Genomic DNA, 16,808 nt, shown 5'->3' with positions numbered 1-16,808 from the left:
CTCACTCCTCGCTCAATTGGGCCGGCATGCTGATCTCCACGCCGAATCGGTTTTGCCGCCGCGTCCAGTGGATGCTGGCCTCGTGCCGGTAGGCGCCGGCCAAACGCTGGCGCACGTTGCTCAAGCCGATGCCCTGGCCCTTGGCGCCGCTGGCCGGCGGGTCCGGGTCGACCGGGTTGTCGATGCCGATGTGCAGCAGCGAACCGGCGCGGCGCGCCGTCAGGCGGATGGTGCCGCCCTCGGGCAGGTGGCAGATGCCGTGCTTGACGGCGTTCTCCACCAGAGGCTGGATCAGCATCGGCGGCAGCAGGCAGGCCGCCGCCTCGGCGCTCACCTCCTCCGCGAACAGCAGGCGGGCGCCGAAGCGCACCTGTTCGACCGCCAGGAAGTGGCGGACCAACTCCATCTCCTGCCCCAGCGTGACCTTGCGGTGCGCCTCCAGGCCAAGGCTGTGGCGGAAGAAGCTGGCCAACTCCAGCGTCATGCGGCGCGCCCCCTTGGGGTCCTGCGAGGTCAGCGCGCTGATCGAGTTGAGGCTGTTGAACAGGAAGTGCGGATCGATCTGCGTGCGCAGCATGCGCAGCTCGGCCTCCTGCGCCATCAGGCGCGCCTCAAGCGCGCTCTGCTCGGCGCCGGTGGCGCGGACGAATTCGATGACCAGGTAATGCAGCGCCGCCGCGAAGCCGTACAACAGCACGCCCTCGGCCAGCATCAGCGCGGCCAGCCGGTGGCCCAAGTCGATGCCGGCCCAGCCGACACCGAGCAGCAGGCACAGGCTGTTCCAACCCTGGCCGACGGCCAGCCACAGCCCGCCGGCCACCAGCGCCGCCGCCGAGAACACCAGCGGGATCGCCCGCGCCCGCGCGCCGCCCAGCGGATACGAGCGGCACAGGTAGTAGGCCGAGTAGCCGGCGGCGAAGGCGTAGACCAGATTGACCGGCAAGGCGAACAGCAGCGCGTTGGGCGCGGCGGCGGCGCCCACCAGGGTGATCACGCCGGCCAACGCCAGGCCGAGGAACAGCCACACCGCCAGGTAGACGACGACGCCGCGACGGTTGGCGAACAGGCCTTGCATCGCCTAGTTGCGCACTTCCAGGCCGCCCATGATGGCGTAGCCCTTGATGAGCAAGCGCTTGCTGGCGTCCTTCGGGACGATGGTCTTCTCTTCGAAGCCGCCCATCACCGGCGTGCCCATCAAGACAACGGTCCAATCGGGCGGCACCTTGATCTGGATGCCGCCGAACAGGGCGAACACGTCGAGCACCGCCTCGCCGTCGAGCGAGCTTTGGCGCAGGTCGATTTCGCAGCCGCCCATCACGGCGGTCACCTCGCCGCCACGGAAGTGCTGGCTGGTGACGCGGCTGGCGTAGCTGCCCATCACCGCCGTGACGTTGATGACGGAGTCGTCGGCCTTGTCGGCCTTGTCGGCCGTCCCGGCGTTCTCCTGCGCGCCACTCTCGCCGGTCTTGTCCTGCCAGTTGTCGGCCTTGTCCAGCCGGACCACGCCGACCTCGAACACGCGGCGGCCGGTGATGGAGCGGTACACCACCGCCACGCCGGCGCCGATCAGCAGGATCGGCCACAAGGTGCGCCAAGTGACGTAGACCAGGCCCAGTCCCTTGAGGGTCATCAGGCCGCCGAACAGGATCAACGCGCCGCCGACCATGGCGCCGCCGGCGGTGCGGGTTTGCAGGATCTTCAGGATGCCGATGACGACCAGCACCAGCGGCCAGAAGTGCATCGAGTAGCGGAAGTCGAGCAGGCCCAGGTTGTCGAGCAAGAACAGCACGCCCAGCGCGATGACCATCAGGCCGACCACCACCTGGCCGTTCGGACCACGCTGGCGTTGGCGTCTTTGTTGGCGTGCTTCTTGGCGATCGATGCGCATATCAGTGCTCCTTGTTCGAATTGAAGTAGTCGTTCAGCAGCGGCCGCAGCACCAGTCCGAGGCCCCAGGCGATCAGCAGCGCCGGCCAGCTGTCGCGGAAGCTCAGGCCCCACACGTGCTCGTAGGAGACGTACCACCAGGCGGCGAAGAAGACCTTCCACAGGCCGTTGAGGAACAGCCGGGGCGAGGACGGCGGCAGCATATCGCTGATGCCGAACACCACCAGCAGCCACGGCCAGTAGTGCCAGATCCGGCGCAGGTCGAAGTCGAGTTCGAGCAGCTCGGCGCGGTCGAGCAGCACCAATGCGCCGAACACGATCAGCAGCATGCCCCACAATAGTTGTTTGCGCCAGTCCTGGCGTGTCGCGTCTTTCATCTCGGTCCCCTGGTTGACGATGGCATGGACGTGACGATACCCGTCCCTCCGCGCGGACGGAAGGGCTTTTCGGCGAACGGCGGATGGCGGCCGGCGAATGGCGCGTGGATCGGCCAACGGCGCCGCGGCGGACAGGTTTGGCGCGGGGAGCGGGAGCGGTGGCGAACGGAGGGGGCGGAAAAAAACAGCCCGCGCGGGGCGGACTGGTGGACGTCAGCGGCCGCCTAGGCCGCAGATGCGCTGGTCCATCAACACCAGGTCCCAACCCAGTTGGCGGCGGATCTCCTCCGGCGTTGGCGGCGGCTTGGGGTCGTGGTTGCGCCGTTCGAGGTAGGCGCGTACCAGGTACTTCGATGGGTGGGTGGTCTGTGCCATGATGACCTCGCAACGGTGACGTCGTCGAATTGGTGCCGGTACTCGAGGCTACCGGCTTACCTGCCGATCCAGGGCGGCGCCGTTGTGGCGGGCGCCGCGCTTCGATCACGCAGGGCCATGTTAGCGCCGCGCCGCCGCGCATTCCGTTCGCTGCCGCACAGTGGCGCGGCGCCTCACAATTTCTGCTGCAGGAACTCGAGGAAGCAGCTGATCCGTTGCGACAGCTGCGTGTTGCGATAGTAGACGGCGTGGATCTGCTGGCGGTAGCCGCTGTTGAAGCTGGCCAGCAGCGGCACCAGGCGGCCGGCCTTGATGTCCTCGCGCGTCATGAAGTCGGCCAGGCAGACGATGCCCTGGCCGGCCAGGGCCAGCTGGCGCAGCGTCTCGCCGCTGGAGGCGGCCAGCGCCGGCGCCACCTGCAGGCTGTTGCCGTCGTCGTGGCGCAGCGGCCAGGCGTTGCCCTGCTCGTAGTGGCTGAAGCCGAGCAGGCCGTGGCCGGCCAGCTGCTCCGGCATCTTCGGCGTGCCGTGGCGGCGCAGGTAGTCGGGGCTGGCCAGCACGTGCAGCGGACTCGAGCTCAGCGCGCGGGCGTGCAGGGTCGAATCGCTCAGCGCGCCGATGCGGATGGCGATGTCGGTGCGGTGCTCGATCAGGTCGGCGATCTGGTCGTTGCTGCTCAACTCGAGGCGGATGTCCGGATACAGGGCGCGGAACTCGGCCACGTGCGGCACCACGCAATGCAGCATGAAGGGCGAGGCGGCGTCGACGCACAGGCGGCCGGCCGGCTTCTGGCGGCGGATGCGGATGGCCTCCTCGGCCTGCTCCATGGCGCCGAGGATGGCGCGCGCCTGCTGCAGGAACAGTGCGCCCTCCTCGGTCAGCTCCATGCGCCGGGTGGTGCGGGTCAGCAGCGAGGTGGCCAGCTTGTCCTCCAGCCGCGACAGGGCGCGGCTCACGCCCGAGGTGGTCTGGCCCAGATGCACCGAGGCGGCGCTGAGCGTGCCGCTGTCGACGACGGTTACAAAAATCTTCAGATCGTCAGAATTAATATCCACTATGGTCCTGGGGGCGCGCAAGCGCGCCGGTAAGCGTCAGGCCACATACAACAGTACCGCGCCGAAATGGCAGATGCTGCCTCCGAGCACGAACAAATGCCACACACCGTGGCCGTGACGCAATTTGTGATCGGTGGCATAAAAAACGATGCCACCCGTGTACAACACGCCGCCGGCGGCCAACCATAGGAAGCCGTTCCAGCTCAGCGCCGCGATCAGGGGCCGGGCGCCGATCACGGCCAGCCAACCCATCATCACGTAGATCAATAGCGACAGCAGGCGCGCGCCGCGGGCGTACCAGATTTCCTGCGCGATGCCGACCAGCGCCAGCGTCCACACCACGCCGAACAGCCACCAGCCCCAGGGGCCGCGCAGGCTCACCAGGGTGAACGGCGTGTAGCTGCCGGCGATCAGCAAATAGATCGCGCAGTAGTCCAGCGTGCGCCAGAATTCCTTGGCCGGGCCGCGCAGGCTGTGGTACAGCGTCGAGCTCAGATACAGCGCCAGCAGCGTGGCGGCATAGATGCTGAAGCTGACCATTTTCCACACGTCGCCGCTGCGCGCCGCCAGCACGATCAGCAAAACGCCGCCGACCGCCGCCAGCGCCGCCCCGACCGTGTGGGTGATGCTGTTGAAACGTTCTCCGTAATACATAATCCATCCAAAGTCCGGCGGCGGCGGGATGCGCGCTACCCCGGCCCATTGTATGCCGCATCGCGCATCGCCGCCGCCTTGGCCTACTTGGATTTGGGGATCTTGCTGGTGACGTCGTTGCTAATGGCGCGCCCCGCCGCCACGCCGAGCAAGACCAGGGCGCCGACGACGATGCCGGTGGTCTTGACGCCGTCCACCCGGCCGCGTTCGATGCGCTCGATCTGGCCGAAGGCGATGCGCCGCTCCTGGCCGTCGACCGTGCCGCGCAGCGCATCGGCCTCGATGGCGGCCAGTTTGAAGTCGAGCTTCTTGCCGTCACGGCCGACGATCAGCAGGGTCTCGCCGACCACCAGACCGTCGACCGGCCGCGCCGCCACCGCCTTGACGGCGTCCGCGCCGTCGGCCACCACGTGCATCGTGGTGCAAGCACTCATGGCGACGCACAGCAAGAGCGTGCCACACCTTCTCGATAGATCCCGCATCCGGCCATCCTTAGATTGCATAAAATCCAATAATAGCATGTAGATATGTTGGAATTGGGAAATGTTACAACATTGCCCGAGAGCCAATACCCGCGCGTCCGGGCAACATCGGCCGGCGCGCCGGTCCGCCTGTGGTATGTTGTCGCGATGACTCAAGCACACAAATACCAGCGCTGCATGGTGATGGCCGGCGGCGGCGCGCGTTTCGGCATCTATCTGGGCATGTACGCGGCGGCCTGCCAGGCCGGCCGCGCCCCCGACATCCTGCTGGCCAGCTGCGGCAGCGCCATCGCCGCCACCATCATCCGCAACCTGCCCGACGACGCGCAGCGGCGCGCCTGGCTCAGCTCGCCCCAAATGTACCGCTTCTGGAGCGGGCTCAAGTCGGCCCGCCACACCGGCCTGGTCGGCACGCTGCTGCGCGCCGCCAAGCGCAAGCTCAACCCCGGGCGCGCCCCGACCATCCCCGACCTGTTCGGCGACTACCTGTTCGAGATGCCGCGCCAGCTGCCCTTCCCGCCCGAGCCGGCGGTGCCGGCGGTCGACGTCGGCGTGATCGCCGGCCGCCTGCTGTTCGAGCCGGCCGAGGTGGGCCGGCCGCGCGGACGGCGCAAGCTGTTCGCCGAGACGGTGTTCTGTCCGCCGCGCGCGGCCGCGCTGCTGCATGGCCTGGAGGCGCCGCTGAGCGACCCGCGCTGGGGCCAGCACGCCGTCGCCCGCGCCCTGCTGACCGACAGCACGGCGCCGCTGGGCGAGGCGGCGCGCGTCTCGATCGCCGACATGATCTACTTCCGCTGCCAGCGCTACGCCGGCCACCACTACATCGGCGGCGTGCTCGACCTGTTCCCCATCGAACTGGCGCGCCACTTGGCCGACGAGGTGATGATGGAGTTCAAGGAGGCCTTCGACCAGACCTTCGCCATCCCGGCCTGGCGCGCCGTGCTGGGCCTGGACGGCAACCAGCGCCTGCGCTACGTCAACGGCCAGCGCGCCGAGGTGCGCATCGACACCTCCGACGTGTCGCGCGCGCTGGCCGGCGAGCCGGTGCAGAAGAAGCTGGTGTGGCGCCACAACCGCATCCAGCTCGACATGCCGCACAGCTACGACGAGTTCGTCGCCACCATGGAGCAGCAGTGGCTCTACGGCTACGAGCGCGGCATGGAGGCCTTCGGCCGCCCGCCCGGCCAGCCGGCGGCGATCCGCAACGCCACCCGCCACAGCAAGGCGCTGCGCTAGCGGGCGGCTCCGGCCTTCCATTTATCGATTTGCGATATACACTGTGGCTGTCCGCGTCTTCCGAACGGAGAGCACCATGGCAGAGAACCAAATGCGTCCGATCCATCCCGGCGAGATTCTGCGCGAGGAATTCCTGGCGCCGCTGGCGATGACGCCGCATGCGCTGTCCAAGGCGTTGCATGTGACGCCGGCGCGCATCAACGACATCGTCAACGAAAAACGCGGCGTCAGCGCCGACACCGCGCTACGCCTGGCGCGCTACTTCGGCGGCGAGCCACAGTCCTGGCTCAACCTACAACAGGCGTACGACCTCAAAATGGCCACCCGCGCCGGCCTGGAGAGGATCCTCGTCGAGGTCCGGCCGCGCGCCCCCGGCGACGGTGACGAGGCCGCGCTGGCGGCGTGAGCGCCGCCGGCCGACTCGCCAGCGCCCCCCTCCACAGCTGACTAGCGCCACGCTAGCGTTGCGACAGCACAACCCGGCGGCGGCGCCGGGTTGTTTTTTTTGCAGCAAATGATACATTAGCAATGCTGCAAAAAATCCATTTTTGCAACGTCTGACGGCGGGCCCCGCGCCCTTTCTGTTGTGCGCCGACCGGCGTCGTCCTCCGCTTGAACCATCTTCTCGCATACAAGGAGCAACAACATGAAGCACCTCCGCCTTTCCCCCCTGGCCGCCCTGCTGCTGGCCGGCGGCCTGCTGGCCGGCGCCGCCCACGCCGACCCGCTGGTCTTCGACGCGGCCGGCAACGCCACCTTCTCGGCCCTGCACGCCGGCCCCGGCAGCTACGTCGACGAGTTCCTGTTCGCCGTCGACCCCGAGCTGATGGGCTGGGCCAGCGGCACGGCGGCCGTCGGCAAGACCTGGATCAATCCGAACCGCCTGGCCAACTACGGCATCAGCGACATCACCTTCTTCCGCGTCAACCTGGACAACAGCCGCACCAACCTGCTGTCGGTCTTCAACGGCGGCGCGGCGATCGAGTTCTATCCGGCCGATCCCCTGGTCGCCGGCAACTACGGCTTCAGCGTCAGCGGCGCCACCGCGCTGGCCGGCCGTGGCGGCTCCTACGCCGGCAACCTGAACCTGGTGACGGCGCCGGTGCCCGAACCGGCCGGCTTCCTGATGCTGTCGATCGGCCTCGGCCTGCTCGGCCTGTGCGCCCGTGGCAAGGCCGACAACAAGCTCGGTTAAACCATCCCCGGCTTGGCCGGCGGCGCCTGCGGCGCCGTCCGGCGCGGCTCGATGATGCCGCACAGCAACACTGTCATTCTGCAAGTCACACGCCGTCATAGCAGGCTCTGCGGCGAGCGTCGCCGGTGTGACTATTGAATACATTCTGACGCATTCAATCCACTACTATCCAAACAGACATTTCTTTTCGCGAAGTGTTTTTGTTCATCTGAACTGCGCAGTGGCGCCGCCCCGGACCCTTCCCGGGCGGCGGGGGCGGCCGAGGCCGCCCTGGCCATCGCGCCCCACGGAGGTAAGTATGAAACTGCAGAACATGAGTGTCGCATCGCGGCTCGCCATCGGCTTCGGTCTGGTGGCCCTGCTGCTGATGGTGGTGATCGGCCTGGGCTTGTCGAGCATGAGCCAGATCCAGGACCGCATGGACGAGATCACCAAGGTCAACGACGTCGAAACCCGGCTGGCCGGCACGATGGACCTGACCGTCACCGAGCGCGCGCTGGCGCTGCGCAACCTGATCCTGCTCAAGGAGGCCAACGAGGTGCAGATCGAGGTCAAGCGCCTGGCCGATCAAGAGAAGAAATACAACGCCGCGCAGGAGCAGCTGGGCCAGATGTTCGGCAGCCTGCCCGGCACCTCGGTGGAGGAGAAGAACCTGCTCGAACAGATCAAACAGCAGGCCCTGCTGGCCGCGCCGTTCACCGCGCGCGCCGCCGCCCTGGCGCTCGAGGGCAAGCAGGACGAGGCCTACCAGGTGCTGCGCTTCGAGTTCCGCCCGGTGCAGAAGAAATGGTGGGAGCTGCTGCGCCAGCTGCGCGAGGTCGAGGACAAGCAGAACGCCGACGGCACCGCCGCCGCCGCCGAGGCCTACGCCAACGCCCGCTCGCTGATGCTGATCATCGGCTCGCTGGCCCTGCTGGCCAGCGCCGTCGCCGCCACCCTGATCACCCGCGGCATCGTGCGCGAACTGGGCTGCGAGCCCGGCGAGGCCGCCGCCATCGCCGGCCAGATCGCCGCCGGCAACCTGGCCACGCGCATCGACACCAAACCGGGCGACGAGCACAGCCTGCTGTTCGCCATGGCCTCGATGCGCGACAGCCTGTCCTCGATCGTCAGCCAGGTCCACGTCAGCACCGACACCATCGCCACCGCCGCCGGCCAGATCGCCTCCGGCAACATGGACCTGTCGGCGCGCACCGAGCAGCAGGCCAGCACGCTCGAGCAGACCGCCTCGTCGATGGAGGAGCTGACCTCGACGGTGCGGCTGAACTCGGACAGCGCGCGCCAGGCCAACGGCCTGGCCGTGTCCGCCTCGGACGTGGCGCTCAAGGGCGGCGCCGTGGTGGCCCAGGTGGTCGACACCATGGCCGCCATCGACGTCTCGGCGCGCAAGATCGTCGACATCATCGGCGTCATCGACGGCATCGCCTTCCAGACGAACATTTTGGCGCTCAACGCGGCCGTCGAAGCGGCGCGCGCCGGCGAACAGGGCCGCGGCTTCGCCGTGGTCGCCACCGAGGTGCGCAACCTGGCCCAGCGCAGCGCCGCCGCCGCCAAGGAGATCAAGACCCTGATCGGCGACTCGGTCGACAAGGTCGAGGCCGGCAACAAGCTGGTCGAACAGGCCGGCTCGACCATGCACGAGGTGGTCGACAGCGTGCGCCGCGTCACCGAGATCATGTCCGAGATCATGTCGGCCAGCCAGGAGCAGTCGTCCGGCATCGAACAGATCAACATCGCCGTCACCCAGATGGACACGGTGACCCAGCAGAACGCCGCCCTGGTCGAGGAGGCCGCCGCCGCCGCCCAGGCGCTGCAGGACCAGGCCAACAGCCTGACCGAGGTGGTCAGCGTGTTCCGCATCGAGAGCCAGTCCGGCCGCGCGCTGCTGCCGCAGCCGGCGGCGCTGGCCCAGCCGCGCCCGGCGCCGCGCGCCGAAACCCGCCCCGCGCGCGCGCCGGCCCGGCCGGCCGTGGCCGCGCCCGCCGCGCGGCGCCAGCCGGCCCTGTCCGGCGAAGGCGCCTCACGGCGTCCGACGGCGCCGTCCGACGCCGAGTGGGAAGAGTTCTAAGCCGGCCGCCGCGCCCGCCACCACCACCACCACCAAGCAAACGGCGCCGCGACGGCGCCGCAAGGGAGAAGCATGAGCACGCTCAAGTACCGCGAGACGCCGGCCCAGAACCCGCCGAGCCCGGCATTGCCGGACCAGGAAGTGCCGGTCGCGCCCAGCGCACCGAACATCTTCTGGCACACCGGCAAGGTGTCGGCGGCGGCGCGCAACCGCCAGAACGGCCAGCGCGGCGCCACCGTCTGGCTGACCGGCCTGAGCGGGGCCGGCAAGTCGACCCTGGCCTGCGAACTGGAGAAGATGCTGGTCGACGCCGGCCGCGCCGCCTACGTGCTCGACGGCGACAACCTGCGCCACCACCTGAACCGCGACCTCGGCTTCTCGCCGCAGGACCGCCAGGAGAACATCCGCCGCAGCGCCGAGGTGGCGCGGCTGATGAACGACGCCGGCCTGATCGTCATCGCCGCCTTCATCTCGCCGCTGCGGCAGGACCGCGCCATGGCCTGCGCCATCATCGGCGAGGACAACTTCATCGAGACCTACGTCAGCACGCCCTGCCAGGTGTGCGAGGAGCGCGACCCCAAGGGCCTGTACGCCAAGGCCCGCGCCGGCCTGATCCCGGAGTTCACCGGCGTCTCGGCGCCCTACGAGGTGCCGCTCTACCCGGCCTTGGTGCTCGACACCGACTGCCTGACGCTGCAACAAGCCAGCCGCCAGCTGTTCCAATACCTGGCGCAGCGGCGCAACTAGACCATGGGCCGCGACGTCGCCTCCAGCGGCCGGCCGACGCCGCCGCGCCGCATCGACGTCTTCAACGGCGACGCCGACGGCATCTGCGCGCTGCACCAGCTGCGCCTGGCCGCGCCGGCCGACGCCGAGCTGGTCACCGGCGTCAAGCGCGACATCGCCCTGCTCGAGCGCGTCGCGGCGCGCCTGGCCGAGCGCGACTGCGCCGGCGCCGAGCTGCTGGTGCTCGACATCTCGCTCGACAGCAACGCCGCGCCGCTGCGCCGCCTGCTCGCGGCCGGCGCCAACGTCGACTACTTCGACCACCACGCCGCCGCGCAGGCCTTCGCCCACCCCGGCCTGCGCCTGTTCTGGGACGACTGCCCGGACTGCTGCACCAGCATCCTGGTCGACCGCTACCTTGACGGCCGCTACCGCCCCTGGGCGGTGGCGGCCGCCTTCGGCGACAACCTGGCGGCGCCGGCGCGCGCGCTGGCCGCCCGCGCCGGCCTGGACGGCGCCGCCAGCGCCGCGCTCGAACAGCTCGGCCAGGTGCTCAACTACAACGCCTACGGCGACTGCGTGGCCGACCTGCACATCTGCCCCGAGCAGCTGTACCGCGCCGTCAGCGCCTACGCCGACCCGCTCGCCTTCATCGCCGACAGCCCCTGCCACGCCCTGCTGCTGGACGGCTACCAGGCCGACTGCGCCCGCCTGCACGGCCTGCGGCCGCACTGGCAGCGGCCCGGCGGCGCCGTGTACGTGCTGCCGCCGGCGCCGTGGGCGCGCCGGGTCAGCGGCGTGCTGGCCAACCAACTGGCGGCGGGCGGCGGCGCCGCCTCCTTCGCCATCCTCAGCTGCCACGCCGACGGCCACTACGTCGTCAGCGTGCGCTCCGGCGCGCCGGCCGAGCGCAGCGCCCACGGCCTGTGCGAACAGTTCCCCGGCGGCGGCGGACGCCGCGCCGCCGCCGGCATCAACCACCTGCCGGCCGCCGAGGTGGAACGCTTCATCGAACAGTTCCGCCGCTACTTCGCCCTGCCCGAGCAACACCATGGGCATTAGCGAGGAGCTGCGCCTGGCGCCGCCGGTCGCGCCCGGCCCCACCGTGCCGGCCGTCTCGCTGGCCACGCTGGCCCTGCTGTTTCTGCGCATCGGCTGCAGCAGCGTCGGCGGCTTCATGGCGATGGTCGCCGTGACCCAGCACATGGTGGTCGACAAGCGCCGCCTGCTCAGCACCGAGGACCTGCTCGACGGCCTGGCCCTGGCCTCGCTGATGCCCGGCCCGGTCGCCATCAACGTCGTCGCCTATGTCGGCTACCGCCTGCGCGGCGTGGCCGGCGCCGTGGTTTGCATGCTCGGCGCGGTGCTGCCGGCCTTCGTCTGGATCTGCGCGCTGGGCACGCTGTACTTCCGCTACGGCAACATGGACGCCGTGCGCACCGTTTTCCTCGGCGTCACCCCGGCGATCACCGCCGTGGTGCTGGCCTCGGCCTGGCGGCTCTGGCGCGGTGCCGTGCGCGACTGGCGCCAAGGCGCGCTGGCGCTCGGCGCGGCGCTACTGCTGACGGCGCTGCCCGGCCTGCCGAGCACGCTGCTGGTGCTGGCGGCGGCGGCCTGGACCGGCTGGAAGTATCCGCGTCCGGCCCTGGCGGCGGGCGCGCCCGCCCCGGCCACCGACGCCAACGCGGCGCCGGCGGCCCCGGCGCACCGGCAGCAGCAAGGCGGCGACGACGCTGCCGCGCCCACACCCCGGCCGCGCCGACGCGCCGCCACCGCGCTGGCCGCGCTGGGCCTGCCGGCGGCGGCGCTGGCCCTGCTGGCGGCCCACAGCGCCGTCCTGTTCACCTTGCTGTGCGCCTTCGCCGGCATGAGCCTGCTGACCTTCGGCGGCGGCTACGTCTTCATCCCGCTGCTGCAACACACCGTGGTCGACGGCTACGGCTGGCTCAGCCAGCGCGAGTTCGTCGACGGCCTCGCCCTGACCCAGCTCAGCCCCGGCCCGGTGATGATCAGCTCCGCCTTCGTCGGCCTGAAGGTGGCCGGCCTGGCCGGCGCGGCCGCCGCCAGCGCCGGCATGTTCATCCCCAGCGCGGCGCTGATGCTGGCAGCCAGCGGCATGGTCGAGCGGCTGCGCCGCTCGGCGCCGGCGCAGGCCGCGCTGGCCGGCGTGCGCGCCGCCCTGGCCGGCATGGTGTTCGGCGCCGCCGTCACCATCGGCCGCATGGCCGCGCCCAGCTGGCTGTCGCTGGCGCTGGGCGGCGCCGCCCTGCTGGCCCTGCTGCGCTGGCGCGTCGACGCCGCCTGGGTGGTGGCCGCCGCCGCCCTGCTCGGCTGGCTGGCGTTGTAGATGTTGAACCGACGATTTTTTTTGTGACAGGTACGACCAGGAGACCATGATGAGCAACACCGAGCACCCAGCCCCCGCCAACCACCAGCGGCCGCATCCGGTAATGATGATTCCGCTGCGCCGCTGCGGCAGCCACGCCCTGCGCCTGCGGCTGAACTTGTCGCCGCAGTTCTACTCGCCCTACCCGCTGCACATCGTCGACCTGATGCCGATGCTGCCGCTGTACGGCGACCTGCAGGACGACCGCGCCTACTTCCGCCTGGTGGTCGACGTGGTCGGCCTGCAGGCGGTCAGCATGGTCAAGTGGCAGCAGGTGGTGTTCGACCCGGTCGAGATCTTCGAGGCCATCCGCCACCAGCGGCGCAGCGTGCACCGGGTGGTGTGGGAGCTGCTGTTGCGCGCCGGCGAGCGCCAGGGCGCCCGCGTGGTGATGGACAAGTCGCTCGACAGCGTGCACTACGCCGACGAGCTGATGCGCCTGCTGCCGGACATGCTGTTCGTCAACGTGGTGCGCGACCCGCGCGCCCAGGTGGCGTCGATGAACCGCGCCATCATCCACGACTTCGACACCCTGCTCAACACCCGCACCTGGCTGGCCGCCCACCGCGCCGCCGACGCCGTGATGCGCCATTATCCGCGCCGCGTGCTGACCATCCGCTACGAGGACTTCCTGTCCAACCAGGAGGCCACGCTGCGCACCCTGTGCGACTTCATGGGGATCGACTTCCTGCCGCAGATGCTCGACGTCGGCAGCTCGGTCGAGGCGCAGCAGATCGCCCAGTTGTCGGCGCTGTGGTCGTCGAACTGCTTTGCGCCGATCGCCGCCCACGCCGACAAGTTCAAGCAGCAATTGTCCGGCGAGGAGATCCGCGTCATCGAAACGCTGACGCGCGACGATATGCAGCGCTACGGCTACACCTTGATGACGGCGGCCGACGCCAGCGTGACCGACAGCCACCACGGCGAGGCCCTGCTGCGCTCCGACGCCGGCCGCAGCCAGGCCTGGCGCGACATCGAGCAGAGCAACTTCCGCGACTTCGTGCTGCGCCGCTGCCGCGCCGACTACCTGGCCCAGGTGCGCGCCCGGCTGGAGGCGCAGGCCGGCGGCGCCGGCCGAGCCGCCGGCGCCAAGCCCACCACGCTGGACGCGCTCGACCCGGCCACCTTCGAGGTCAGCGATTAGGCATGGGCGCCAGCGGCGTTCAGCGGCACAGCTGTGCCCAGGACGCCTCGAACTCGGCCGGCGCCACGTCCTGCGCCAGCAGGGTCAGCTCGCGCGCCACCGAGATGTAGCGCTGGAAACCGATGTAGGCGCCGAAGGCGTCCTTGGCGTTGACCTCGCCGCAGGGCGCGCCCTTCTTGCCGATGAACTGGTTGCGGAACTGGGCCGAGGCCGGTTCCAGCACTTTTTCCTTCACATACTTCTCGCCCAGACCGGTCAGGGTGGCCGCCTCGTCGCGCTGTTGTTCCGCCGCCGACTTGCCGCAGCCCACCACGCCACAGGAAATGACCGCCGCCAGCAGCAACGCAATTCCTTTGTTCATACAATCTTTCAAAAAAAAGTGAACCGGGGAGCCGTCCGGCCCGGTGCGCCGCCCGGCAATATTGCCTTGGCGACCATTATGATACTCAAATGCAATTGTAGCCTATCACGCAATATTTTACTCGTTCCACGCGCGGCGGCGCGGCGGCGCACGCAACTGAGCCGGGGGTGCCGCAAAAGCCACAAAAAATGTGCACACATCGTGCTTTTTTCGCGCCGGCAGCCCGGCCCCGGCGTAGATTTGTTACCATCCTTACCCAAAGTTTAACAAGGAGATCGCATGCTGCACCATAAACCCGCACAATTCTTCACGGTCGTGGCCACCATGTTCGTGCTGTTCACGAGCAACGTCCGCGCCGAGGCCGCCGCGCCCAAGCTGGGCAACGTCACCATCCTGGCCACCGGCGGCACCATCGCCGGCACCGGTGCCAGCAGCACCACCACCATCGGCTACACCGCCGCCACGGTGGGCGTCGAGCGCTTGATCCAGGCCGTGCCGGAACTGGCCAAGGTGGCCAATGTGACGGGTGAGCAAGTGTTCCAGATCGCCAGCGAGAACATGAGCAACGAGCATTGGCTGACCCTGGCCAAGCGCGTCAACGTCCTGCTGGCGCAGAGCAACGTCGACGGCATCGTCATCACCCACGGCACCGACACGCTGGAAGAGACCGCCTACTTCCTCGACCTGGTGGTCAAGAGCAAGAAGCCGGTCGTGCTGGTCGGCGCCATGCGCCCATCGACCGCGCTGTCGGCCGACGGCCCGCTGAACCTGTACAACGCCGTGCTGCTGGCCGCCAGCGCCGACGCCGTCGGCAAGGGCGTGCTGGTCGCCATGAACGACCAGATCCACGCCGCCCGCGACGTGTCGAAAACCAACACCTCGACCCCGGACAGCTTCAAGACCACCGAACTGGGCATGCTCGGCTACATCCAGGGCAACAAGCCCTACTTCTACCACGTGTCCAGCCGCAAGCACACCACCGACACCGAATTCGATATCAGCAACCTGCAATCCCTGCCGCAAGTCGATATCGTCTACGGCTACGCCAACATGGGTCCCGCCGCGCTGAACGCCTTCATCGCCGCTGGCGCCAAGGGCATCATCCACGCCGGCGTCGGCGACGGCAGCCTGGCCCACAAGGTCGTGCCGTCGCTGAGCGCGGCGCGCAAACAGGGCACCGTGATCGTCCGCGCCAGCCGCGTCGGCCAGGGCATCGTGGCGCGCAACGGCGAAGCCAACGACGACGAACTCGACTTCGTCGCCGCCGACACGCTGAACCCGCAGAAGGCCCGCATCCTGCTGATGCTGGCGCTGACCAAGACCGGCAACAGCAAGGAAATCCAGCGCATGTTCTACACCTACTGATCGCGCGATCGGCGACGGCGGCACGCAGCATTGCGCGCCGCCGTCGACAAAGTCACGCTACAGCGTGCGCATGAAGGCGACCAGGTCGCCTTTTTCTTTGTCGCTCAACTTGGTTTCCAGGATCAGGTTGAAAAACTCCACCGTGTCCTCCAGCGTCAACAGGCGGCCGTCGTGCAGATACGGCGGCGACTCCTTGATGCCGCGCAGCGGGAAGGTCTTGATCGGCCCGTCGGCCGAGGCCATGATGCCGTTGATCAGGCGCGGCTTGTAGAAACGCTCCGCCTTCAGGTTGTGCATCAGGTTGTCCGTGTAGTAGGGCGGCGCGTGGCAGGTGAAGCACTGGCCCTTGCCGAAGAACACGGTCTGGCCGCGCAGCTCGCTCTCGCTGGCCTTCTTCGGGTCGAGCTTGCCCATCACCGTCAGCTTGGGCGCCGGCGGAAAGTCTAAAATCTCCTGCACCTCGGCCATGAAATGCACCTGGCTGCCGCGTTCCAAGATGTTGACGCCCTTCTTGGTGGCGATCACCGGATCGCCGTCGAAGTAGGCGGCGCGCTGCTCGAACTCGGTGAAGTCCTCGACCGACTTGAGCGCCCTTTGCGAGCCGAACAGGCGCTGGATGTTGACGCCGCGCAGGCTCGGCGTCTCGATGCGGTGGCGGAACTCCTGCGGCCGGATGTCGCCCACCAGGTGGGTGGCGCCGTTGCTGTGGCCGTTGGCGTGGCAGTCGAAGCAGGCCACGCCACGGCTGGGCCGCTCGCTGCGCCTGTCCTCGGTCTGGTTGAACTGCTGCTGCGGGAACGGCGTCAGCAGCAGACGCAGGCCCTCGATCTGCTTGGGGTTGAGCACGCCGTTGAACATCTCGTAATAGTTGTCGATGCTCAGCAGCTTGCCCTTCGACACGTCGCCCAGGTCGGGCCGCGTGGTCAGGAAGATCGGCGCCGGGAACTCCGGCAGGAAATGGTCGGGCAGGTCGAAGTCCAAATCGAAGCGGGTCAAATCGCGGCCCTCCTGCCGCTTGATCTCCTCGATCTCGAAGTGGGGGAACAGCATGCCACCCTCGGCCTGGTGCGGATGCGGCAACGGCAGCAAACCGCCGGGAAACAGGTCGCGCTCGCGCACCTGCTCGGGCGTCAGCGCCGCCAGCTGCTCCCACGTCACGCCGCGCGGCAGGCGCACGCGCACGCCGCCCTGCACCGGCTTGCCACGGAACATGGTCGCGCCGCTGGGCCGGTCGGCCAGGTCGTAGCGCTCGGCCAGCAACTCCTGCTGGCGCCGCATCAGGCCGGCGCGCGCCGCCTTCATACGCGCCAGTGTGACGGCGAAGTCCTCGCGGATCACCACCGGGCTGTAGCTCGACGGCTTGCCCGGCTTGGCGGCCGGCGCCTCCTGCGTGCGCACCAGCGCCGGCGCCAGCGCGACCAGCGTTGCGACGGCAACCCCCAGGGCGGTTTTTGCGAATTTCATGTGCGTCTCCTTGTCCGATTGATACGACCCACC

General features: G+C 68.9%; 18 protein-coding genes. 9 read left to right on the top strand and 9 right to left on the bottom strand.

Annotated elements, in window-relative coordinates; all coding sequences use genetic code 11:
• Window position 1: 1 nt before the first annotated feature.
• The 7 genes from BM252_RS15790 to BM252_RS15765 form a co-directional block, all read right to left on the bottom strand.
• Entirely contained in the window at window positions 2-1,075 is a 1,074-nt protein-coding gene (locus tag BM252_RS15790) for a sensor histidine kinase (RefSeq protein ID WP_093388631.1), read from the bottom strand.
• Window positions 1,076-1,078: 3 nt separating this feature from the next.
• Window positions 1,079-1,888, bottom strand: coding sequence for a LiaI-LiaF-like domain-containing protein (locus BM252_RS15785; protein ID WP_174900550.1), 810 nt, complete (start codon window positions 1,886-1,888; stop codon window positions 1,079-1,081).
• Between the two features lies 1 nt (window position 1,889).
• Window positions 1,890-2,264, bottom strand: a complete 375-nt coding sequence (locus BM252_RS15780; protein ID WP_093388630.1) for a LiaF transmembrane domain-containing protein — start codon at window positions 2,262-2,264, stop codon at window positions 1,890-1,892.
• 213 nt (window positions 2,265-2,477) lie between these two features.
• The gene (locus tag BM252_RS31060) at window positions 2,478-2,639 is read right to left on the bottom strand and encodes a hypothetical protein (protein WP_174900549.1); all 162 of its coding nucleotides are present in this window, start codon (window positions 2,637-2,639) and stop codon (window positions 2,478-2,480) included.
• A gap of 173 nt (window positions 2,640-2,812) precedes the next feature.
• Complete coding sequence (locus BM252_RS15775; protein ID WP_093388629.1) at window positions 2,813-3,694, bottom strand: LysR family transcriptional regulator; 882 nt, start codon at window positions 3,692-3,694, stop codon at window positions 2,813-2,815.
• 36 nt (window positions 3,695-3,730) lie between these two features.
• Window positions 3,731-4,348 carry a PAQR family membrane homeostasis protein TrhA gene (trhA, locus tag BM252_RS15770; protein ID WP_093388628.1) on the bottom strand — a complete coding sequence of 206 codons (618 nt, stop codon included), beginning with the start codon at window positions 4,346-4,348 and terminating at the stop codon, window positions 3,731-3,733.
• An 83-nt stretch (window positions 4,349-4,431) separates the two neighbouring features.
• Complete coding sequence (locus BM252_RS15765) at window positions 4,432-4,782, bottom strand: hypothetical protein (RefSeq protein ID WP_139236525.1); 351 nt, start codon at window positions 4,780-4,782, stop codon at window positions 4,432-4,434.
• A gap of 195 nt (window positions 4,783-4,977) precedes the next feature.
• Between BM252_RS15765 and BM252_RS15760 the strand changes: the two genes are divergently transcribed.
• From BM252_RS15760 to BM252_RS15725, 8 genes are all read left to right on the top strand, one after another.
• Window positions 4,978-6,066 carry a patatin-like phospholipase family protein gene (locus BM252_RS15760; RefSeq protein WP_245774280.1) on the top strand — a complete coding sequence of 363 codons (1,089 nt, stop codon included), beginning with the start codon at window positions 4,978-4,980 and terminating at the stop codon, window positions 6,064-6,066.
• A 76-nt stretch (window positions 6,067-6,142) separates the two neighbouring features.
• The gene (locus tag BM252_RS15755; protein WP_093388625.1) at window positions 6,143-6,472 is read left to right on the top strand and encodes a HigA family addiction module antitoxin; all 330 of its coding nucleotides are present in this window, start codon (window positions 6,143-6,145) and stop codon (window positions 6,470-6,472) included.
• 240 nt (window positions 6,473-6,712) lie between these two features.
• Window positions 6,713-7,261, top strand: a complete 549-nt coding sequence (locus BM252_RS15750; protein WP_093388624.1) for an FxDxF family PEP-CTERM protein — start codon at window positions 6,713-6,715, stop codon at window positions 7,259-7,261.
• A gap of 298 nt (window positions 7,262-7,559) precedes the next feature.
• Window positions 7,560-9,329, top strand: a complete 1,770-nt coding sequence (locus BM252_RS15745; protein WP_093388623.1) for a methyl-accepting chemotaxis protein — start codon at window positions 7,560-7,562, stop codon at window positions 9,327-9,329.
• Between the two features lie 72 nt (window positions 9,330-9,401).
• The gene (gene cysC / locus BM252_RS15740) at window positions 9,402-10,076 is read left to right on the top strand and encodes an adenylyl-sulfate kinase (protein ID WP_093388622.1); all 675 of its coding nucleotides are present in this window, start codon (window positions 9,402-9,404) and stop codon (window positions 10,074-10,076) included.
• A gap of 3 nt (window positions 10,077-10,079) precedes the next feature.
• Window positions 10,080-11,117 (top strand): hypothetical protein, encoded by a 1,038-nt coding sequence (locus BM252_RS15735; protein ID WP_093388621.1) that lies wholly within the window; start codon window positions 10,080-10,082, stop codon window positions 11,115-11,117.
• A complete protein-coding gene (gene chrA / locus BM252_RS15730; RefSeq protein WP_093388620.1) occupies window positions 11,107-12,402 on the top strand; it encodes a chromate efflux transporter in 1,296 nt (431 codons plus the stop codon). The genes BM252_RS15735 and chrA overlap by 11 nt, the downstream gene beginning before the upstream one ends.
• A 46-nt stretch (window positions 12,403-12,448) precedes the next feature.
• On the top strand, window positions 12,449-13,585 hold the full coding sequence (locus BM252_RS15725) for a sulfotransferase family protein (RefSeq protein WP_174900548.1): 1,137 nt from the start codon (window positions 12,449-12,451) through the stop codon (window positions 13,583-13,585).
• Between the two features lie 19 nt (window positions 13,586-13,604).
• Here the strand turns inward: BM252_RS15725 and BM252_RS15720 are convergent, their stop codons facing one another.
• The gene (locus tag BM252_RS15720; protein WP_245774279.1) at window positions 13,605-13,946 is read right to left on the bottom strand and encodes a hypothetical protein; all 342 of its coding nucleotides are present in this window, start codon (window positions 13,944-13,946) and stop codon (window positions 13,605-13,607) included.
• Between the two features lie 324 nt (window positions 13,947-14,270).
• On the opposite strand from BM252_RS15720, the gene BM252_RS15715 reads away from it, so the two are divergent.
• Window positions 14,271-15,311 (top strand): type II asparaginase, encoded by a 1,041-nt coding sequence (locus BM252_RS15715; RefSeq protein ID WP_245774286.1) that lies wholly within the window; start codon window positions 14,271-14,273, stop codon window positions 15,309-15,311.
• Between the two features lie 57 nt (window positions 15,312-15,368).
• On the opposite strand, the gene BM252_RS15710 is transcribed toward BM252_RS15715, so the two are convergent.
• On the bottom strand, window positions 15,369-16,775 hold the full coding sequence (locus BM252_RS15710) for a cytochrome B6 (protein WP_093388617.1): 1,407 nt from the start codon (window positions 16,773-16,775) through the stop codon (window positions 15,369-15,371).
• Window positions 16,776-16,808 lie beyond the last annotated feature (33 nt).

The sequence above is a fragment of the Rugamonas rubra genome, from assembly GCF_900114705.1.
In the GTDB taxonomy this organism is placed as follows: Bacteria; Pseudomonadota; Gammaproteobacteria; order Burkholderiales; family Burkholderiaceae_D; genus Rugamonas; species Rugamonas rubra.
This window is presented reverse-complemented; position numbering and strand designations above follow the sequence as displayed.

Bases quoted from the DNA above. Each gene is read 5' to 3' on its own strand.
- BM252_RS15720 (WP_245774279.1), bottom strand. From the start codon at position 13,946: ATGAACAAAGGAATTGCGTTGCTGCTGGCGGCGGTCATTTCCTGTGGC.
- BM252_RS15745 (WP_093388623.1), top strand. From the start codon at position 7,560: ATGAAACTGCAGAACATGAGTGTCGCATCGCGGCTCGCCATCGGCTTC.
- BM252_RS31060 (WP_174900549.1), bottom strand. From the start codon at position 2,639: ATGGCACAGACCACCCACCCATCGAAGTACCTGGTACGCGCCTACCTC.
- BM252_RS15710 (WP_093388617.1), bottom strand. From the start codon at position 16,775: ATGAAATTCGCAAAAACCGCCCTGGGGGTTGCCGTCGCAACGCTGGTC.
- BM252_RS15790 (WP_093388631.1), bottom strand. From the start codon at position 1,075: ATGCAAGGCCTGTTCGCCAACCGTCGCGGCGTCGTCGTCTACCTGGCG.
- trhA (WP_093388628.1), bottom strand. From the start codon at position 4,348: ATGTATTACGGAGAACGTTTCAACAGCATCACCCACACGGTCGGGGCG.
- BM252_RS15715 (WP_245774286.1), top strand. From the start codon at position 14,271: ATGTTCGTGCTGTTCACGAGCAACGTCCGCGCCGAGGCCGCCGCGCCC.
- chrA (WP_093388620.1), top strand. From the start codon at position 11,107: ATGGGCATTAGCGAGGAGCTGCGCCTGGCGCCGCCGGTCGCGCCCGGC.
- BM252_RS15780 (WP_093388630.1), bottom strand. From the start codon at position 2,264: ATGAAAGACGCGACACGCCAGGACTGGCGCAAACAACTATTGTGGGGC.
- BM252_RS15725 (WP_174900548.1), top strand. From the start codon at position 12,449: ATGATGAGCAACACCGAGCACCCAGCCCCCGCCAACCACCAGCGGCCG.
- BM252_RS15785 (WP_174900550.1), bottom strand. From the start codon at position 1,888: ATGCGCATCGATCGCCAAGAAGCACGCCAACAAAGACGCCAACGCCAG.
- cysC (WP_093388622.1), top strand. From the start codon at position 9,402: ATGAGCACGCTCAAGTACCGCGAGACGCCGGCCCAGAACCCGCCGAGC.
- BM252_RS15765 (WP_139236525.1), bottom strand. From the start codon at position 4,782: ATGAGTGCTTGCACCACGATGCACGTGGTGGCCGACGGCGCGGACGCC.
- BM252_RS15760 (WP_245774280.1), top strand. From the start codon at position 4,978: ATGACTCAAGCACACAAATACCAGCGCTGCATGGTGATGGCCGGCGGC.
- BM252_RS15755 (WP_093388625.1), top strand. From the start codon at position 6,143: ATGGCAGAGAACCAAATGCGTCCGATCCATCCCGGCGAGATTCTGCGC.
- BM252_RS15735 (WP_093388621.1), top strand. From the start codon at position 10,080: ATGGGCCGCGACGTCGCCTCCAGCGGCCGGCCGACGCCGCCGCGCCGC.
- BM252_RS15750 (WP_093388624.1), top strand. From the start codon at position 6,713: ATGAAGCACCTCCGCCTTTCCCCCCTGGCCGCCCTGCTGCTGGCCGGC.